General features: G+C 31.0%; 17 protein-coding genes. 4 read left to right on the top strand and 13 right to left on the bottom strand.

The features are described 5' to 3' along the window. Nucleotides 1–2 precede the first annotated feature (2 nt). The 5 genes from rlmB to ABNT65_RS01300 all read right to left on the bottom strand — a co-directional run bounded on the left by rlmB (nucleotide 3) and on the right by ABNT65_RS01300 (nucleotide 8463). On the bottom strand, nucleotides 3–740 hold the full coding sequence (rlmB, locus tag ABNT65_RS01280) for a 23S rRNA (guanosine(2251)-2'-O)-methyltransferase RlmB (protein ID WP_348736775.1): 738 nt from the start codon (nucleotides 738–740) through the stop codon (nucleotides 3–5). Nucleotides 741–855: 115 nt separating this feature from the next. Then, nucleotides 856–2337: a RagB/SusD family nutrient uptake outer membrane protein gene (locus ABNT65_RS01285; protein WP_348746948.1), complete on the bottom strand. Its 1482-nt coding sequence runs from the start codon at nucleotides 2335–2337 to the stop codon at nucleotides 856–858. A 7-nt stretch (nucleotides 2338–2344) separates the two neighbouring features. Next, nucleotides 2345–5545, bottom strand: a complete 3201-nt coding sequence (locus ABNT65_RS01290) for a SusC/RagA family TonB-linked outer membrane protein (RefSeq protein WP_348746949.1) — start codon at nucleotides 5543–5545, stop codon at nucleotides 2345–2347. Between the two features lie 313 nt (nucleotides 5546–5858). After that, nucleotides 5859–7358: a hypothetical protein gene (locus tag ABNT65_RS01295; RefSeq protein WP_348746950.1), complete on the bottom strand. Its 1500-nt coding sequence runs from the start codon at nucleotides 7356–7358 to the stop codon at nucleotides 5859–5861. Nucleotides 7359–7419: 61 nt separating this feature from the next. Continuing rightward, nucleotides 7420–8463 (bottom strand): glutaminyl-peptide cyclotransferase, encoded by a 1044-nt coding sequence (locus ABNT65_RS01300; protein ID WP_348705861.1) that lies wholly within the window; start codon nucleotides 8461–8463, stop codon nucleotides 7420–7422. A gap of 189 nt (nucleotides 8464–8652) precedes the next feature. Between ABNT65_RS01300 and ABNT65_RS01305 the strand changes: the two genes are divergently transcribed. From ABNT65_RS01305 to ABNT65_RS01315, 3 genes are all read left to right on the top strand, one after another. Then, nucleotides 8653–8904 (top strand): type B 50S ribosomal protein L31, encoded by a 252-nt coding sequence (locus ABNT65_RS01305; protein ID WP_133537019.1) that lies wholly within the window; start codon nucleotides 8653–8655, stop codon nucleotides 8902–8904. Nucleotides 8905–9002: 98 nt separating this feature from the next. Continuing rightward, entirely contained in the window at nucleotides 9003–10529 is a 1527-nt protein-coding gene (locus tag ABNT65_RS01310; protein WP_348746951.1) for an FMN-binding glutamate synthase family protein, read from the top strand. Between the two features lie 15 nt (nucleotides 10530–10544). Next, nucleotides 10545–11639, top strand: a complete 1095-nt coding sequence (locus ABNT65_RS01315; protein ID WP_348736784.1) for a methyltransferase — start codon at nucleotides 10545–10547, stop codon at nucleotides 11637–11639. Between the two features lie 11 nt (nucleotides 11640–11650). On the opposite strand, the gene ABNT65_RS01320 is transcribed toward ABNT65_RS01315, so the two are convergent. The 4 genes from ABNT65_RS01320 to ABNT65_RS01335 form a co-directional block, all read right to left on the bottom strand. Continuing rightward, entirely contained in the window at nucleotides 11651–12022 is a 372-nt protein-coding gene (locus tag ABNT65_RS01320) for a hypothetical protein (protein WP_348705867.1), read from the bottom strand. A 247-nt stretch (nucleotides 12023–12269) separates the two neighbouring features. After that, entirely contained in the window at nucleotides 12270–12944 is a 675-nt protein-coding gene (locus tag ABNT65_RS01325) for an outer membrane beta-barrel protein (RefSeq protein ID WP_348746952.1), read from the bottom strand. Between the two features lie 184 nt (nucleotides 12945–13128). Continuing rightward, a complete protein-coding gene (locus ABNT65_RS01330) occupies nucleotides 13129–13791 on the bottom strand; it encodes a hypothetical protein (RefSeq protein WP_348746953.1) in 663 nt (220 codons plus the stop codon). A 76-nt stretch (nucleotides 13792–13867) separates the two neighbouring features. Then, nucleotides 13868–14662: an EcsC family protein gene (locus ABNT65_RS01335; RefSeq protein ID WP_348746954.1), complete on the bottom strand. Its 795-nt coding sequence runs from the start codon at nucleotides 14660–14662 to the stop codon at nucleotides 13868–13870. Nucleotides 14663–14876: 214 nt separating this feature from the next. Here ABNT65_RS01335 and ABNT65_RS01340 point away from each other — a divergent pair, with 214 nt between their 5' ends. Next, nucleotides 14877–15164, top strand: a complete 288-nt coding sequence (locus ABNT65_RS01340; protein WP_348736790.1) for a hypothetical protein — start codon at nucleotides 14877–14879, stop codon at nucleotides 15162–15164. A gap of 108 nt (nucleotides 15165–15272) precedes the next feature. Here ABNT65_RS01340 and ABNT65_RS01345 read toward each other — a convergent pair whose 3' ends face one another. The 4 genes from ABNT65_RS01345 to ABNT65_RS01360 all read right to left on the bottom strand — a co-directional run bounded on the left by ABNT65_RS01345 (nucleotide 15273) and on the right by ABNT65_RS01360 (nucleotide 18660). After that, a complete protein-coding gene (locus tag ABNT65_RS01345; RefSeq protein WP_348705877.1) occupies nucleotides 15273–16196 on the bottom strand; it encodes a hypothetical protein in 924 nt (307 codons plus the stop codon). After that, nucleotides 16186–16872 carry a hypothetical protein gene (locus tag ABNT65_RS01350; RefSeq protein ID WP_348746955.1) on the bottom strand — a complete coding sequence of 229 codons (687 nt, stop codon included), beginning with the start codon at nucleotides 16870–16872 and terminating at the stop codon, nucleotides 16186–16188. The genes ABNT65_RS01345 and ABNT65_RS01350 overlap by 11 nt, the downstream gene beginning before the upstream one ends. A 63-nt stretch (nucleotides 16873–16935) precedes the next feature. After that, nucleotides 16936–18372, bottom strand: a complete 1437-nt coding sequence (locus tag ABNT65_RS01355; RefSeq protein ID WP_348746956.1) for a hypothetical protein — start codon at nucleotides 18370–18372, stop codon at nucleotides 16936–16938. 48 nt (nucleotides 18373–18420) lie between these two features. Further along, a complete protein-coding gene (locus ABNT65_RS01360; protein WP_348705882.1) occupies nucleotides 18421–18660 on the bottom strand; it encodes a hypothetical protein in 240 nt (79 codons plus the stop codon). Nucleotides 18661–18983: the final 323 nt, after the last annotated feature.

Here is an 18983-nt window from a genome sequence, read left to right on the forward strand (position 1 = left end):
ATTTATAGTCGTTGTCTTACAGCTTCATATAAAAAAGCACCACAAGCAACAGAAACATTTAACGATTCAATTTCACCAAGTAAAGGGAGTTTTGCTTTATAGTCAGATAACTTTAAAACTGAGTTACTAACCCCTTTGTGTTCGGATCCCATTATAATGGCAATTGGTTGGTTAAAATCAACATCATAAACAGAATCATCTGTTTTTTCTGTAGCAGAAATTAACTTAACCTCGTGTGCTTGCAACTGAAAAATAGCATCTTTAATATGGTCTACTTTACAAATAGGTACTTTAAAAGCAGCACCAGCAGAGGTTTTAATAGTTTCGGCATTTACAGGAGCACTCCCACTTTTTTGAATAATGATACCATGAACACCTGTACATTCAGCAGTTCTTATGATAGCTCCAAAGTTTCTAACATCAGATAATTGATCAAGTAATAAGAATAACGGTTTTTGAGTGTTAGCTAGTACATCTTCAAGTAAAGTTTCTAAATCATGAAACTCAATAGGAGATATTTTAGCTACCGCACCTTGGTGGTTATTATGTTTTGAAAGGCGGTCTAGTTTTTCAGAAGGAACTACACTGGTTGATATTTTATGTTTTTTGATTAGTTTTTCTAATTGAAAAAATAGGTCACCTCTCAATCCTTTTTGTAAATATACTTTATTGATTGATGATCCGCTTTCAATAGCTTCTATTATAGCTCTTATGCCAAAAATTACTGTGTTATCTTCCATGGGGCAAAGGTAAATATAAAATCAGCAATTATTAAACTAAAAAACCAGAGAAAATTTTCTCTGGTTTTTGTCTATTTTAAGTTAAAATGTAAAGCATTAACTAAATGATAAAAGATTAGAAGTGAGGATTAGCATCTACTTCTCTTTGTGGTATTTGGTAAATCATTCTAGCTTCCATAGCTGGTATTACTAAGTCAGCACCAGGCATAACAAGGTTTGTTCTACCATCTTTTCTGTTTAATCCTACTCCATTTCTAGCCATATCAAATGAAGCAACACCGTCTCCCCAAAGTTCAATTCTACGGTATACTAAAATTTCGTCAATTAAGTCTTGTCCTGTTTTAGTAGATTTAGTGTAACTAGGATCTCTTACCGAGTTTAAATCAAACAAGGTTTGTTGAGCATCACCATCTTTACCTTGTCTTGCTTGGGCTTCTGCTTTAGTTAAATAAAATTCTGTATTTCTAAGGTAAATATAATCTCCTATGAATTGACCAGGGCCAGGCTGAGCAATAAATTTCAAACTTGTGTATTTAGGAGTTATATTATAATGCCCCCATGTATCTGGTACTAATATTGTTCCAGGCGCATATTGCTGGTCTGCAAACCAAGCTTGTCTTTTATCGGTAGCTGGTATCATGTCATATAAATTAGAATTGATGGTTTTGAAATGATTCCAACCACTATAACCATCGTTTATTTGACTCGTATGAGAGAAGAATGAACCATATATTTCAGATGTAGCATCCGTTACCACAGAACCCCATATAGCCTCTGATAAGGAAAGCTCATCAAAACCATGAGTTACATCACTACTAATACTTCCAGCTTTCATGGCAATATCAGCATATTTTTCTGCTTCAGACCAGTTTTCATAAGTTAGATAATATCTAGCCAAATAAGCAGCTACCACACTACCGTCAACTTCTTCTTTTGAAGCTCTATTGTAGTCTTTTAATCCTTGATATGCTAATGTTAAATCTTCAAGAATTCTTGCTTTCACTTGACCTACAGTAGATTTAGGTTGTGCTACAAATTCCCCAAAATCAATAGGGATCGCTTCTGTTTCGTCAGATGCTTTAGTATGTTGGTAGATTCTTAATAAATAAAAATAGGCTAATCCTCTGTATGTATATGATTTAGATTTGAAGATGACTTGCTCAGGAGTAGGGTTGTCTTTTATAGAATTAATAATCGAATTTGCGTTATTGATTACTTTATAAAAGAATTCAAATATAAAATCATTATCGTTTGCTGTTAAAATAACATTGTCATAATTATTGAAAGCACCAAACCAAGTATTTCTACTCATATCCATGTCATTACTTCGTAAATCCATGCCTAGGTCTACGGCTTTTAAGCCAAACTCATCTTGTCCAGCTTCTCCATCTCTCAGGTAAGCTAAAATACCTGAGTCTATCGCTTTAATCCCCTGTGTACCACCTGCTGCAGTGATAGCTTCAGCATGAGAATCAGTATGGTATCTTTCTTCTGAAAAATCTCGTTCATCAGAACACGAAACTAAAAGAGTCATTAAAAATAATGTCGAAAACAAATATTTGTTGACTCTAATATTTAAAATTTTATTATTTTTCATAATTAGTTTAATTAAGATTAATATTTACACCCAATGCAATCGTTCTATTGGCACCATATTCAGCAGAGGATCTTCCTACTGAATTCAAACGAGGGTCATAACCTTGCCTTGCACTGTATAGTAAAAATGCATTATTAATAGTTCCGTAAAAACGAACATTATTAACATGGAATTTTTTAAGGTATTCTTTTTCTAGTGTATATGATAAATTGATATTACTTAAGCTTAAGTAGCTTAAATCTACTAAATAAAGACTTGAGAATCTATATTGATTAGGGCTTAAAGGATCAACTCTAGGTAATTCACCAGTAGGGTTATCTAAAGTCCATGTTTTATCATAATCAGCAAAATTGGTTACATTTTGCGTGGCACCTAGTAGCCCAAAATATTCACTATCGAGCCCATACCCTCCTACTTGATAGGCAAATTGCATGCCTAAAGAAACATCTCCTAATTGAATGTTTGTGCCAAAACCACCTGTTAAATCAGGGATGGCTTCCTTACCTAAAAATGTTCTACCAAATTCAGCTGCATTAGCATAATCTTCGGTCATAACTCTCTCTCCAGAAGTTTGGTCTATGGTGTAGTATCGTGCGTTTCCATTGTCAGGATTTACACCTGCAAATTCTACCATATTATACTCAAAAATACTTCTACCTACTTCTCTACGGAAATTACCTACTTGAATTGGTTTATTATCTCTAGGTAACACAGTTATTTCATTATTTAGTGTAGAGAGATTTGCGTTAAAGCTTACTTTAAAATTTTCTTTATCTACAATATTCCACGAAAGTTCTGTTTCTAACCCACTATTAATCATTGTTCCTGAATTACTAGGTCTTTCAGTTATTCCTGGTGTTATTCCTATTGGAGTATTAAATAATAAGTTATCCGTTTCTTTTCTGAAGTATGTTAGTGATAAATTAACTTTATTAAATAAACCTATTTGATAACTAACGTCAAAACTAGCAGAGTTTTCCCATGTCACATCTTTACCTCCTAGATATGTTAATTTCTGGGTTAAAGCCCCGTTATTTTCATCGATGGTGTATTGATTTTCATAAGCTACTAAGTTACGAGTAGAAGTACCTGGGTAGAAAATTCTATCATTACCTGTGGTACCATAGTTTACAGATAATTTTGAATAATTGATAGTATTAGAGTCTTTTAAGAAATTCTCATTACTCATTACCCATGAAGCCCCTGCTGACCAAAAGAATCCCCAACGTTCATCTGGATGAAAAACAGAAGAAGCATCGTATCTTCCTGTTAGGTTCACGTAATAGGTATCTTTTAAACCGTAAATGAATCTAGAAAAATAGCCTTCTGTAAAATATTTGGTATTGTAATTACTAGCCGATGCATATACAGCGGTATTATCTAATATTGGGCTAAAATCACCAATTATATTTCTTTTTGACAGTGATAGCGTGGTGAATTTTTCTTCATAACTCTCATGACCTAAAAGCACATCAAAGTTATGATTACCATTGTCTCTTTTCCAAGTCAGTAACTGTTGATTGGTAAAAGCAGAGAAATTATCTCTATTATTTGTTAATAATCCATTTTGTGCTTGAGCAAAAGCACCGGCCCCAGGCTTTGTAAAATCTGTTCCTTGATCTACTTGAGTTAAGTAGTTCATTACATATTCAAATTGAAAATCCCAAGGAAGATCAATTTTAGCTCTTAAACCTCCATTAAAATTGTCTCTTACATTAGTCTCTATTGTATTTTCAATTACAGCTAAAGGGTGTTCTCCTACGGCATAATTTCTAGCTCCTCTACTGGTTCCATTAGGAAAAAATTGAGGGGAACCAAAATCATAAGCAAATCCGCTAGGGTTATTAGGGTTTAAAATAGGTTGCCAATTTTCATCATATTGATAAACAGGGTAAATAGGGGCGATTCTTCTATTCCAAAAGAAAGCATTAGCAAAGTTTGTTGTTGGGACTCCTGCCGCTGTTAGCGTAGATGGAACTGCTTGACTTTCGGATTTTGCATAGGCAACATCACCACTTAAGGTTACTGCATCAAATATTTTTGCAGAAGTAGCTTTTAAACGAGCAGAATGTCTTTCAAAACTACTTCTAACGGTATACCCATTGTTGGTTTCAGAACCTAAAGATAAGTAATAAGTAACATCTTCAGAACCTCCTGATAAGCTAATATTATTAGAGTGAAAAGTAGCAGCATCTCTAAATAAAGCATCTTCCCATTTATCATTAACTAATAAAGTAGCTGAACTGTTTAGTTTACCAGTGGCAGGATTTACTAGTTGGTCGCCAGGAACATTGTAAAGATTATAATTTCCTAAACGAGACATTAAATTATCAGACGCAAATTGTCTCGCTTGTGCTAATGTGATAGGCGTTCCAGCAACATTTTGTCTATGAAACTCTGAATTGGCTAAAACACTGTGATACGCTTCATAAAACTCACCAGGCGATTGCATAATGTTATATTCTTTAGCCCCTCTTTGTGTAATACCAACTCTACTATCTACGTTTATTTCTAATCTATTTCTAGCTCCTTTTTTAGTAGTAATCATTAAAATACCATTAGCAGCTTTATTACCATATAAAGAGGTAGAAGACGCATCTTTTAACACCGTGGTAGATTCAATGTCTTTCGGATTTATACTATTTAAACTACCAGCATAAGGAACCCCATCTAATACAATAAGTGGTGCTTGATCGGCAGATACAGAATTGAACCCTCTAATTCTAATGATAGGGTCAGAACCTGGCTGACCGCTTGCTTGTATTACTCTCAAACCAGAAACTAAACCTTCTAAACTTTTTACAGGGTTAGAAAAGGTTGCATTTTCAACTTGTTCTTGGTCAATAACACTAACAGATCCAGTAAGAGAGTTTTTAGATTGAGTACCATAGGCAACAACGACAACTTCTTTAAGGAGATTGTCTCCTTCCATAACAACATTTAATTGACTAGAAGTGACTGTTTTTTCTACAGTTTTCATTCCAACAAAACTAAAAACAAGAACCTCTCCTTGTTTAGCTTTAATGGCGTAATTTCCATCAAAATCTGTTTCAGTACCTTGAGTTGTACCTTTCTTTAAAATAGTAACCCCAGGTAATGGTCCAGATTCATCTGATACCGTACCTGAAATTGTCTTTTCTTGTGCATAAGAAATATGCATAAGAAACGTTAGGATTAATGTGAAAATCCCATTAAACTTCGTTCTCATTATATAATTATTTGAATTAACTAAAAGCTAATCTCTTAAATATTTCTTAAAAAAACAATTATTTTAACAATAAAGTAATCAGTATCTTAGAGTAATAGAGTGTGTTTTTGGGGTAAAAAGTATTTTTTTTAGTTAGTTTTGTATTGGTTCTTAGAGGTTAAGAGGTGTGAAGTGTTAAAAAATAAAAAGGAATTTTATTTTTGATAAAAATTATAGGATTTGTGAAAAAAAACAATTAAAGATACGTTTTAAAAGGGAATTCTAAATAATATACTATTTACTTTATAAGAAGTAAAATAAAAATATTTCTAGTTTAAAAATCACTATTTTGATAGGCACCAATATCAGGAGTTGAAGCTCTATCAGTACCTAATAAATCCAGCGTTAATGGAGTACTTATAGCTTTATTAATTGCGTCACTATTTTTACCTATGAAGAACTCATTTTCTGAAGGATTTTTAAAATCTGGAGTACCGTTAATAATATTGTTTTGATAATGCGTTATGTCTTCAAAATTTAAATGAATATTGTCTTTATGTGTGTCATTTAAATCTTCAAATTGAAACATACAATTTTTAATGTTATAGTTAAATAGACCGCTTCCTCTTTGGTCTAATAGTAACTCTACATTATTATCACCTTCAATGATACAGTTGGTGAAATTGGCTACAGCTAAATCACCAACATTGATAACATCCTGACCATTATCATCTTTAGACACAAAATAATCGCTTAACCATACTGTTGGGTCTTTTCGTAAGCCATTTCTCCAGTAGTTGGCAAAAGTAGCATGTGTGAAGTTGTAAACTCCACCAATTATAGAAGCAAAAGAAGATTGCCCTGCATTAGCCACCACAAGATTTTCACCTTTAATGTTTCCATTTACTCCTAGCATTCCAAATAAAGAGTTATTGTATATTTCAGAGTTTTTTATGGTAAGTGTAGGAGTGTCTATTGCATTTGTACCATCTACACGTAATCCTATAGTGCCATTTTTAAGAATTATATTGGTTAGTTCATTGTCTTTACTACCTGACCTCATCCATATGGTACCCCATTGTCCAGGTATATTGTCAAAACGATGTTCAAGTCTATCACCTTGAAAGATAATTTTTTTGTCCAATGTACCATTAGCTTTTATGCTTGCATCATTGTATACAATAATTCCTGAGTTTTTATGGAAGTGTATTTGAGCTCCTTCTTCAATAGTTAATGTTTTGTTAGGAGGAACTGCAGCATATCCGTATATAACATAAGGTTTTTCAGCAGTAAAATTAAGCTCGCTGTCCTTTAAAAATCGACCTTGTATTTGATCAGTTGCACTTAAAGGAATTTGATCTGGTTCAAAATAAGTTTTATAGGGAAATATAAAGTGGGCATCTTGTACTAAGGTAACTAAATCTACGTCTTGTTGATTGTTACCATTGTCAAAAAGTATTTTATCTATATAAAGAGGGTCAGTAATAGAATTAAAGTCAATGGTAGTTTCTATAAAAACATATAAACTATCATTAGCTAAAAGATCGATATCTTTAAATTCTTTCCCAGGAGTACCATCAACATTTAGTCGATAATTAGAATTAACTCCATTTTCTAGTTTTATAGAAGGTATTGTTATTGATTGATCACTCCTGTTATATACTTTAAGATTGTATGTAGCTGAGCCAATATTGGTGAAAATTGTATCTAAAAAAACAGTGTCTCTAGAAAACTCCAAATTTCCAAAACTAGGAATTGTAGTAAAATCTTTTCTACATGAGCTATTAAATATAATAACTAGAATAACAAAAATTGAAAAGACATATTTTTTCATACAATATAAAGTATTAAGATAAAAGCACTAAAAATAAGAATATAACCTTAAAAAGAATGAATTATTGTTTTATTAATTCTATTTCAAAAAGCTTGCTCCAATGTTTTCCCGTAACAAACAAACGATTATTTTCATGATCAAAAGCAATACCATTTAAAACATCGTCTTCATTAACCAAACGTTGTGTTTTTTCCATTTCTTTAACTAAACCAGTTAAGTTTATAATACCTTCAACTACTCCAGTTTTAGGGTTAATTATAGCAATTAATGGTTTTTGCCAGTAATTAGCATATATTTTTCCATTAATATATTCTAACTCGTTTAGTTTCTCTATAGAAAGCTTATTAGTATACGCTTGTATATTTCTTTTTTCTTGCTGGTTTTTAGGATTTAAAAACCATATTTTGTTACTTCCATCGGATTTTATAAGTTCAGTTTCGGTATGTGTTAATCCCCAACCTTCATTACTATTATTGTATTTGAATTCACCTAATTTTTTAAAATTTTCTAAATCGTAGATGAAGCCTTTACGAGCTTGCCATGTTAACCAATAAATCTTATTATTAAAAATAGTCATCCCTTCTCCAAAATACTGGTCATTTAAATCAATTTTTTGTAAAACTTTCCCAGTCGTAATTTCAACTTTTCTTAGTGATGATTTACCTCTTTTACCAGTAGTTTCATATAAATAACCATTATGGTATTCTAAACCTTGTGTGTAAGCTTTTTTATCATGTGGATAGGTGTTAATAATTTTATAGTTATATATTTCTGGAGCTTTGTTTGCAAAAACCTCAATAGAGTTATTAACTCTCTTGGACTTATTAGGGTAAAAGGCAATAGCAGTGACAGCATGTTTTCCTACACCAAAGTCTTTACTGTTAATAGCAATACTTTTCTCGTTTTTATTAACTCGTTTATTATTAACATATATATGAACAGAATCAATAGCATTACCTTTTAATTGTTCAAACTTTATAGCTGCTTTATCACCTAAGTTAACTTTTTTTGTTGTGTTAAGCTTAAATTTATAACTGGTATCACTACATGAAGTTAATGTAATGATGCTTAAGCCTAGTAAGAAGAAATATTTAAAAATACGCATGATTTTCAGTTTGAGTTATAAATTTGTTTATTTGAACTACAAATTAAAACAATTTATTTGTTTGGAAATTAAAAAAAAGGGTTAAATTTGCACCCTCAAATAGCCATTGCAGGTTTTTGATTTTTATTGAAGGCGTTTAAAGCTTTACCAACTTTAAGCAATTTCGTAATAAATTTAAAGTGTTTTAAAATGAAAAAAGGTATACACCCAGAAAATTATAGAATGGTTGCATTTAAAGATATGTCTAATGGAGATGTGTTTTTAACTCGTTCAACTGCAAATACAAAAGAAACTTTAGAGGTAGATGGAGTTGAGTATCCATTAATCAAATTAGAAATTTCTAGAACTTCTCACCCGTTTTATACTGGTAAGTCTAAGTTAGTAGATACTGCTGGACGTATTGATAAGTTCAAAAATAAATATGCAAAATTCAAGAAGTAATTTTGTAACTTTAAAAAATATAAGAAGGAAGCTCCAAATGAAAATTTGGAGCTTTTTTTATGCTGAAAATCTTGTATTTTAGCATTAAAATAAAAAATATGAGAGATACTATATTGGCAGTAGTTATTGTAATCAATGTACTTTGTGGAGTGTTAGCGTATTTCATTCCTCAAATGGGGAATTATATTTTATTAACTATAGCTTCGGCTTTTACCTTGCTGGCTATATATGATGCCTTTATTCAAAAAAAACACTCTTTAATGAGAGCTTTTCCAATTGTAGCTAGGTTACGTTGGGTATTTGAGGAAGAAAGAGAGAAGATACAGCAATATTTTATTGAAGATGATTTAAATGGAACTCCTATAAATAGAGAAAAAAGAAGTATTGTTTATCAAAGATCTAAAAAAGAAATTGAGACTGTGCCTTTTGGAACACAACATGATTTATATGAAAAAGGGTATGAATTTGTAAAACATTCGTTATTTCCTAAAAACCATCATCATGTTACTGGAGACAGAGTGTTAATAGGTTCAGATAAATGCGAACAAAAGTATAATGCTTCTATTGTAAATATTTCAGCAATGTCATTTGGTTCTTTGAGTAAAAATGCAATAATGGCTTTGAATCAAGGAGCAAAAATGGGAGGTTTTGCACATAATACTGGTGAAGGAGGTATTTCGCCATATCATTTGCAAGGAGGAGATTTGATTTTTCAAGTAGGTACAGGGTATTTTGGAGCAGGAAAAACGATAAATGGTAAGAGAGTCTTTGATGAAGAGATTTTTAAAGAAAATGCAACTCGTCCTGAAGTAAAAATGATAGAGATTAAATTTTCACAGGGAGCAAAACCAGGACATGGTGGAATTTTGCCAGCAAAAAAGAATACGGAAGAAATAGCTAAAATACGTTCAGTAGAACCTTTTACAAGAGTTGATTCACCACCAAAGCATGATGCTTTTTCTAACTTTGATGAAATGATAGCTTTTATTCAAAGAGTTCGTGAGTTAAGTGAAGGTAAACCTGTTGGAATTAAATTTTGTGTGGGAGATAATGAGGAAATAGAAATGATGATTCAAGCATTTGCTAAAGCAAAGAATTATCCAGATTTCATGGCTGTTGATGGAGGAGAAGGAGGAACAGGATCTGCTCCGTTAGAATTCTCAAATTATGTAGGTACACCTTTATTAGATGGATTGGCTTTTGTTGCACAAATGTTAACTAAATACGGGTTAAAAGAGCAAATTAAAATAATGGCTAGTGGTAAAGCCATTGATGCTTTTGATGTTGTGAAGTATTTGGCTATAGGAGCAGATGTTATTGGTATGGCTAGAAGCTTTATGTTGAGTTTAGGTTGTATTCAAGCAAGAGAATGTAATTTAGATACCTGTCCGGTAGGAGTAGCAACTCAAGATGAAGATTTAGTTGAAGCTTTGGTAGTTGGAGATAAAAATGTACGTGTTAAAAACTATCATGTTAAAACCATTGAAGCTGTAAAAGAATTAGCGGCAGCTATGGGAAAAGAAAAGATAACAGATATAAAAGCAAATCATATTTATAGAAGAAATAAAGCAGGTGATATTACTTCTTTAGATAAGGTTTATTTTCAAGAGAAGGAAACAGCTTAACTTAAATAAGTTTTTTTGGAGACAATTTTAAAGATTAATTCAAGATCATATACTTTAGAACGTTATCCTAAAACAGAGGATAAGACTTTAAAAGCATGGAGTAATGCTGAGTTATTATGTTTAGAGTATATTAAAGGAAAAGAGTTTAATACGGTTCATGTTTATAATGATCGATTTGGTTTTTGGAACTGTGTTCTTCAGGATAAAGAAGTTATTACCATATGGAATTATGCTAGCCAGCAAAAAGCAATTAAAAAGAACTTACATTATAATGGAATTTCAAAAGAAGTTTACTTTAGTACTCCTTTAGATTCTTTAAATGGAATAAAATTGGCTTTGATTAAAATACCAAAATCATTAGAGTTGTTTGAGTTGTATTTACAACAAATCCAAAAGTGTTCTAATGAGCATACTGAGGTTATTTGTAGTTTTATGACTAAGTATTTTTCATCATCATTTTTAAAAATAGCCGAATCTTATTTTGATATTGTTGAACAAACAAAAGCATGGAAGAAAGCAAGATTACTGATATTAAAAAATCCTAAAAAAATAATAAAAAGTAAAAGTTATATAAATGCAATAACGTATAAGGAGAAAAACTTTAAACAATGGTTTGGGGTATTTTCTTCTGGCAGTATTGATATTGGGACACAGTTTTTTTTAGAAAACTTGAAAGTTTCTCCTAAAGAAGTTCAAGTATTAGATTTAGCTTGTGGTAATGGTGTTATAGGGGCTACTGTTTTAGCACAAAATGAAGATACAAAATTAACTTTTATTGATGATTTTAATTTAGCGGTTGAATCTTCAAAGATGAATGTTGATGTATTAAGATCAACTTTTATCTGTGATAATAATTTAGAGAGTTTAGAAAAACATACATTTGATTTAGTAGTTTCAAATCCTCCATTTCACTTTGAATATGAGAATAACATAGAGGTAAGTTTAAACTTGTTTAAAGAGGTGTTTTCTTGTTTAAAGAAAACTGGACGTTTTGTATTAGTAGCTAATAAACACCTTAATTATAAAACACATTTAATTAAACTTTTTAGAAGGGTTGTTTCTGTTGCAGAAAATAAAAAGTTTATTATTTATGAGTGTTATAAAGAGTAAGAAGGTGCTTGTTAATTTGTCTGTTGTTTATGAGCGTCAACTTGAAAATTAATAGGGAGTTTTAACCTTATGGGTTTTTCTTTGTCAATAGTAATTCCTAAATCTAATTTAGATAGTCCTTCTATAATTTTTACACTTTCTTTACTAAAAGCTTCATGAGGAGCTTCTGCAGTAACATTAACAGTTTTTCCTTCATGAGTTACGCCAAATTTAACAAGGGTTTCAATAATATCTCCACTTTTATAACCTAAAGTTTTTGCAATACTATCAATTTTAGTAGAGTCGTAATTTAAAATAGCTTCAGTAATTACGGTTTCGTAATTTCCTTGTGCAGAAAGAATAAAGGTTGTAAAAAGGGAGGTTAAGAGTACTAATTTTTTCATACTTGTAATTTACTAATCATTGACCAAAATATCGGCCGAAAATACTTATCTTTTTTGTACCTAACAAAAAACATTAGGTTAGTTTAAAAGTAGTTTGTTATTTTATTGTTTAGGTTAGTACGAATAAAATCGTAAAAGCAAGTTAATTAAACTTTTTGAATAATTTTTAGTTTTGATAATAAAAATATTAATATTAAATGTGAAATAGGTAAAAAAAGGCAAGTATACAAGACTTGCCTTTTTATTGCTACAAATAAAAAGCAACTCCAAATACTATGTTTGAAGAATTGAAATTAAAAGAGAAATTATTGTTAGAAGCTTTTACGTTTCTATTTTCGTAATTTTTAGGAGAGGAAGTGGTGTAACCTAAGAAGCCTAGATTGGCTTCTAAAGCAATATTTTTACTAACAAAATAAGTTACTCCAGGTCTTATTCCTATAGAATAACGATCGAAACCATTTTTATTTTCACGATTATTTATTGAGTTTTTTAATTTACTTTGGCTATATAAATAGCTTAACTCTCCTTGTAACGATAGTAAAAATCGTTCACTTATGGAAAAGTATTTTTTTATGTATGGAGCTATGGTAAAACTGTTATTTACATTAGTAGAATTATTGTTTAAGGTGCTGTTGTCAATGTTTCTATTTTCATGTTGATGATATCCATAACGGAGTCCCAATCCTACAACTAAATTATTACTTATTGTATAACCTATTTTGGGAGAAAAATTGAAACCAAAAGAATCGGAGTCTGCTTGTTGGTTGAAGTCAAAATTCTCATATGAGTTGTTGCTTGAATTTAAAGAGATTCCACCTGCCAGGTGCCAAGTTCCTTTTGAGATTGTTTTTTTGCTATTTTTTTCTTGTCCATTTGCAATTCCGAATCCAAGAATCATAACAATTAGAAATACTTTTTTCATAATTAAATAAATTTTTAAGTTTTTAATTGCTTCTATAAGTAACAAGAATTGTTCCTACTGTTCTGTTTTTTTGTTAAAGTTTATGCTTGTTGAATGTTAAAAAAAATAATTTTTTGACTCTTTGGTTTTAACAAAAAGCACCACTTAAAAAGTGGTGCTTAAAATCTATATTGTATTTTGTTGGTTACATATAGCATGTAATTCCAAATACAATGTTAGAAGCGTTAATATTAAAATCAAATTTGTTGGTAATGTTTTTATTATCTGAGTCGTTTTCAAAGCTAGTTGTTTTATAACCTAAAAAACCAAGATTAGCTTCTAGAGCTATACTTTTGCTTACAAAATATGATAATCCTGGGCGAATACCAATATCAAAAGAATTCCCATTAGTTCTGTAAGTTCTATAATTGAAAGAATTATAATCTCTAAATTCACTTTTACTTTTAATGCTTGAGTAAGTTAGCTCACCTTTAACAGATAGTAAAAGGTTTTTACTTACAGAGAAGTATTTTTTTATAAATGGAGAAAAAGAAAAAACATGTGCTTTATCATTTCTATTATAATCATTTACATTTTGATTTTTACTATAGGAATACCCAATTCCTAGTCCAATAGCTAAGTTGTCATCAATAAATATCCCTGTTTCTGGAGCAATACCAAAACCAAATTTATTAACGTCAGGGGAATTATTACCTAAATTAGAATTAATTTTTTCATTTTCAGAGTTGATAGTGAATCCACCAGAAATAAACCAAGAATCTTTAGTGATGATTTTTTTACTGTTTTTTTCTTGTCCATTAACAATTCCTAAAGTAAGAATCATAGCTATTAAAAATAGTTTTTTCATAATAATTGAATTTTTAAAATTAAGTGGGCGAAACTAATAAAAACTATTTTATAGAAATTATTTTTTTAGAAGAATTTTACATGTTTTCGTAGGCATGTTTTACAAGTTTAGCATTGTACTTTCTTTCTAATTTTCTAACAATAAAATGTCCAGTAGCCATGTCCTGAAAATGATCTATAAATAAAGTGTTGATAATGGCGCCTCCAGCAGCTCCAACAATAGGTAATGATTGTGCTATAGTTTTTTCAGTAATCTGAACACCAAATTTTTCAGCAATTTTAGTAATAAATTTAAAAAATAAAGGAGTTCCTTCTTGGGCAATGCCTTGCTCGGTTATGTATTTGCTAACGTTAGTAATTGAATTGGCTAGAATAGTTCTTGTACTATAATAACTAGATTCAACATTAGTTTTTTCTGTAGTTTCCTTTCCAAGAGCAAAAACTTCTAAACAAGCAAGTTTGGTTTCGGGCTTGTTTAAGGTTTCTCCATGAAATCGAGCTATATCAGCTATTGAGCGTAATATGATTGTAGTTGTAATAGGAAGTTCAAAAGCCAGCCCAGCTAAACCAAAAATTCCACCAATGGTTCCTGTTGCGCCAGCTGCAATTTTATGGAGCGTGTTGGTTGTTTTTTTTGAAGGCTGGTTATTAATGGTAAAAATAGCAGCATCAGTAGCTTTTAGTAATGAGTTTTTTGTGATATGACCTAGTTTAGTGCTAAAATTACTAGGTAAAAGCTTTAAGCCTTTTTCTATAGGGCTATCTAAATGTTGTGTTATTTTGGCAGCTAATCCAGGGCTTTCTAATAATTCTTTAGCATGTTTTAACTCTTTTAGGTCTTTATCTGAAATAACATTTTTGGTTTGATTCATATTTTATAGCTTTTTATTTCTTTTTTTTGGAAAGTTTCAAATATAATTAATAATTATTTATGGTTTTCTAGGTTTTTTTGTGGTTTTTTTAAATGTTTTATTGTGTTATGTTTTGTTTTTTAGTTTTTTTATTGATATATTCGTAGCTGTTGTGCTTGTTTTTTGAAGTAAGTGCAATGTTAAGAAATTTTAATATTAATCCCCTTGCTTTATTATGAGATTATTTTCGAGCGCACAAAAAATTGAAAAAGAACAGATTAAATTTTTGACATTTCCAAAAGAAGAAGTTTTAAATAAAAAAAATGAGCAGACTAATCGTTTTTTAGCTTTACAACGTGGTATGTATTTAGGAAACCTAGAGAGGGAGAAGGTAAAAATTGTTTTTGTTGATGATGCTGGATTGAAAAAAGTAGAAACTACTATATGGGGAGTTACTGATAAATCGGTGATTCTCAAGCAGTCTACTGTCATTCCGTTAGAAAGAATTATGGCAATTGTGTAATTACCAAGAGCATTCCCTATGCATAAAATGAAGTGAATATTTATTGGTAGAATTAATAAAAAAACGCATTTATTATTAATGCGTTTTTTTTATGGGCATAATTGAAAGTTAATTCATTAAATAATCTGCAAGAACATGTGATATTTTTTGACCAGTATGACTTTCGTAATAAGAATAACCTGGCATTGGGTTTACTTCAAAACAATAAACGTCTCCTTCATCGGTAAATCTTAAATCAATACCACTGAAATCTAGTTGTAGTGCAGCAGATACATTAATACAAGCGTTTTTTATGGTTTCTGGAATGGCAAAGGTTTCTAGTTCTGTAGTACCGCCATTTTTTCTAGCGTATCTATAGTCAACTCCTGTTGTGTGTATTTTTGTGGCTACTACTTCTTTGTCTATTACATGAACTCTAACATCAAATCCTGATAGTTTTTTTTGAAATTGAACAGGACAAAAACGAATTTTTTCTAAACGTTCAGTGTCTAAAGGGTCAAATTCTTTTACTATAGAGCGAACTCCACTAATAGATTTGTAAATTACAGAGCCGTTTTTTTGATGGAAAGCAATGGCTTCTGTTGGGATGTTAGTAATTAGTGTGTTAGGTGTTTTTAATCCATATCTTTTAATAATTTGAGCTTGATAGGGTTTGCTACTATTACTAAACATTTTACTGTGCCTATTTACTACTTTACTGTCTGTTACTTCTAACCATTGGTATAAAGATTCGTGTACATTTCTAGAGTGTTCTTGTAAGTTTTGATTTTTATCTTTTACTTCAGGAATATTGGTTTCACTCATAAAGCGAGAGTATACACTATCAAAGCTATTTAAATTATAGCTACAATTGGCTATATGTAATTCGCCTGTTGGTTTCTGATTTTTAAATTTCCAGTTAATTTGAATGTCTTCTATTTGGCGCTGGTTAAAGATAACTACTTCTGCACCTTTATTGATAAGCGCATTTTTTACTTTGGCTATGGGAGCTTCACTTGGAATTCCACATAATAATACTTTACTAGTTTTCATGGATAATGTGTTTTATAATGGCTACTAGTTTATCTCCATAATTAATAAGTGATGGAAAGGTATTGGCTTTTATAAAGTTTTTTTCGTCATTACTTACTGTAATTTCTAAGAGTGGTGTTTGGGCTAAGTTAGAAAGTTCAATACAGTTGTTGACTAATTGTTTGTTAATGCAATTGGTTATTATTTTTTTTCCAATTACGAGTATGTTTTTACCAATAGGTGTGTGTGTGTTATTATTGTTTACATTTTTAAATCCAGCAACATAGGCGGCTTTTGCCCATTGTTCTGGTGACCAAAATACACCGCTTAAACTGTAACCTATTGATGGGTTATATATTGGACAGCTTTCTTGGACTTGGTATAGCCAGCTCATTAAAAGTGCATTCATTTCTGCATGAACGTACTGTTTTTCTACTTCTGCAGCTTTTTCCCATATTGGTGACTTAGGTATTTGTGTTCTGTTAAAAAGAAAGTTTAGATTTTTGTTAGATATTTCAACTCCTTTTTTTGTTTTTATATAAAAGCTGTTTTCATCTTCGTTAATTATTTGCTTCCATTCTTTAGCCATTAAAAGTTCTTCTGGACTAATTAATTCTATTGGGATGTTTTGTTTCTGTAAGGCTAAATAAAGCCATATAGCATCGTGATCTTGTGGGTGACTTAGTATTACGTTCATGAGTTAAGAGTTAAGTAATCTTAAGAGTATTGTTGTTAAGCAATACTCTTAAGATAGGTTAGATTACATGCTATCTGCAATGTCTTTATTCATCTTTTCTTGAGTTGCCATAATGTCTTCTTCATTAGTTAAGGCTCCTGAAGATAAATCGGGTCTTAAATCTGATCCTATATAGGCGGTTAATGAAGATAACATTTCTTCCATTTGTGCTAATCTTTCTTCTATACTATTAGATCTTTTAATACCTGGGTTTATTGGATTGAAATCTCTAATTTCTCTAATTTTCCCTCCGTCAAAAGGTTTGTCTAGTTTGTCAGTTATTGGTTTATCAACCTTGTCTGGAATTAATCCTTTGTTGTCTGGTAGTTCTTTTCGAAGCTCTTTTTGGTATTCTTTTATTTCTTTTCGTAATTCTTTTTTTAGTTCTTTTATTTCTTTTTTCTCTATTTTTTCAATTTTATCTTTTGTTTCTGCTTTTTCTAACTTCTCAGTTTTTAGTTCTTTGGTATCTTTTCTTAAATCTTTGAAGTCTTTAATAATACTCTTTGTAACTTTTTGGCAAATAGAAATATTTAATTCACTTAAAACAGCAGCAATAGGGTTAATGTATGTGTACCCGGCATCATTACCTGCAAATAGTAGTCCGATTACTTTGTTGTTTGCATCTACCACAACAGATCCTGAATCACCACGTTTGCTAAATTTTGGATTTACAGCGGTGTTTGGTCTGATACCAATTTGATTAGTTAGTGTTTTTACACCTAAGCTAGGACCGTAATTAACACTTACTGTAGCATTAATGGCATCTACAAAACCTTCAGTTAATAGTGTGGTTCTTCCTCTTTTTTTAACAGGAGCGTTTAGTACAGCATTTGCTGTTCCTTTTACATCTCCTATATCAACAATAGAGCAATCACTTGGTCTTCCATTTAAGGTTGAAATGGCTCCATCTACTTTAGAGCTTAGTACTGCTCTTTGTAGAGCACCAACTCTATCAGTTCCAGGTGTACCTGTGTCTACACGGCTTGGTTGGCACATAAAATCTCCAACATTCCATGTGTTATCTACGCACATTACATGGAAGTTACTTAATAAAGCAGGGTTGTTAGTAGCATTGTCTTTTACAATACATCCTAATGTACCAGTGAAAACTGAGCCTCCAATAACGCGTTCTGGTCCTATACTGATTCCTCCTTTTACTGTTGGGTAGGTTGTGGTATCTGCAAATGCAGAAATGTCTTGTAGTTTTTGAGCAAGCATTTGTGGGTATACTTCCATTTCAATGACATCTGTTTTTATACCGTTTATTGTTGTTGGTATTTTTTCTTTTTCACTAATATTTTTCTTTTTTTGTTTTACGTGTACTCGAATTGTAATTTCGTCTGTACGCTTACCATTACTGTATTTGTAGCCTACATCTACACCAGTTACCCCTTTTAGTTTAAATAAGTCTGCTTCTGCAGCTTCTTTTTGTACGATGATTTCGTCTAAATTCTTCATTGTTTTTAACTTTTAATTTGATTATGGTTTTAGTTGTTAGCTCGGTTTTTATAAAGGTTTTATAATTCTGGTTTCTATAATTATGGGAATGTTGTTAAGTGATGTTGGAATGTTGAGTTGTTGGTGAGTAACATTAGGGTTGTTTACTAATACTCTTACGCATAGTTCATCTGTGTATGTATTTCCTTTTTTATAGGAAGCGATTTCAATACCTGTAAAGAATTTTGATTGAATTACTTTTTGATTAATAGTGGTAAATACCTCTTTAGCGATTTCTAGGTTTTGCATGGTTGTTAATTTGTTTTTTACAAGCTGTTTATAGGGGAAGATTTTGTGTGCTTGTAATTTTAGATGTATGGATATTCAAAATTAGAAAGGAATGAAGGATGTTTTTAGAGTGTATCTACCTGATTTTAATGATGTTTTTAGATGTTTTTGAAGCAGGGTTTTTCCTGTGACTTATTATTGTAAGGGAAGGGTAGGGAAGAAAGGATAAAAGGAAAGGTGAGATCACTTTTTGAGTTGCTTACAGTCTTTTTTGGACTGCTTAGCTTGCTTTTTGAGTTGCTTACGGTCTTTTTTGGATTGCTTAGCTTGCTTTTTGAGTTGCT

The sequence above is a fragment of the Tenacibaculum sp. 190524A02b genome (genome assembly GCF_964036645.1).
Taxonomy (GTDB): Bacteria; Bacteroidota; Bacteroidia; order Flavobacteriales; family Flavobacteriaceae; genus Polaribacter; species Polaribacter vairaonense.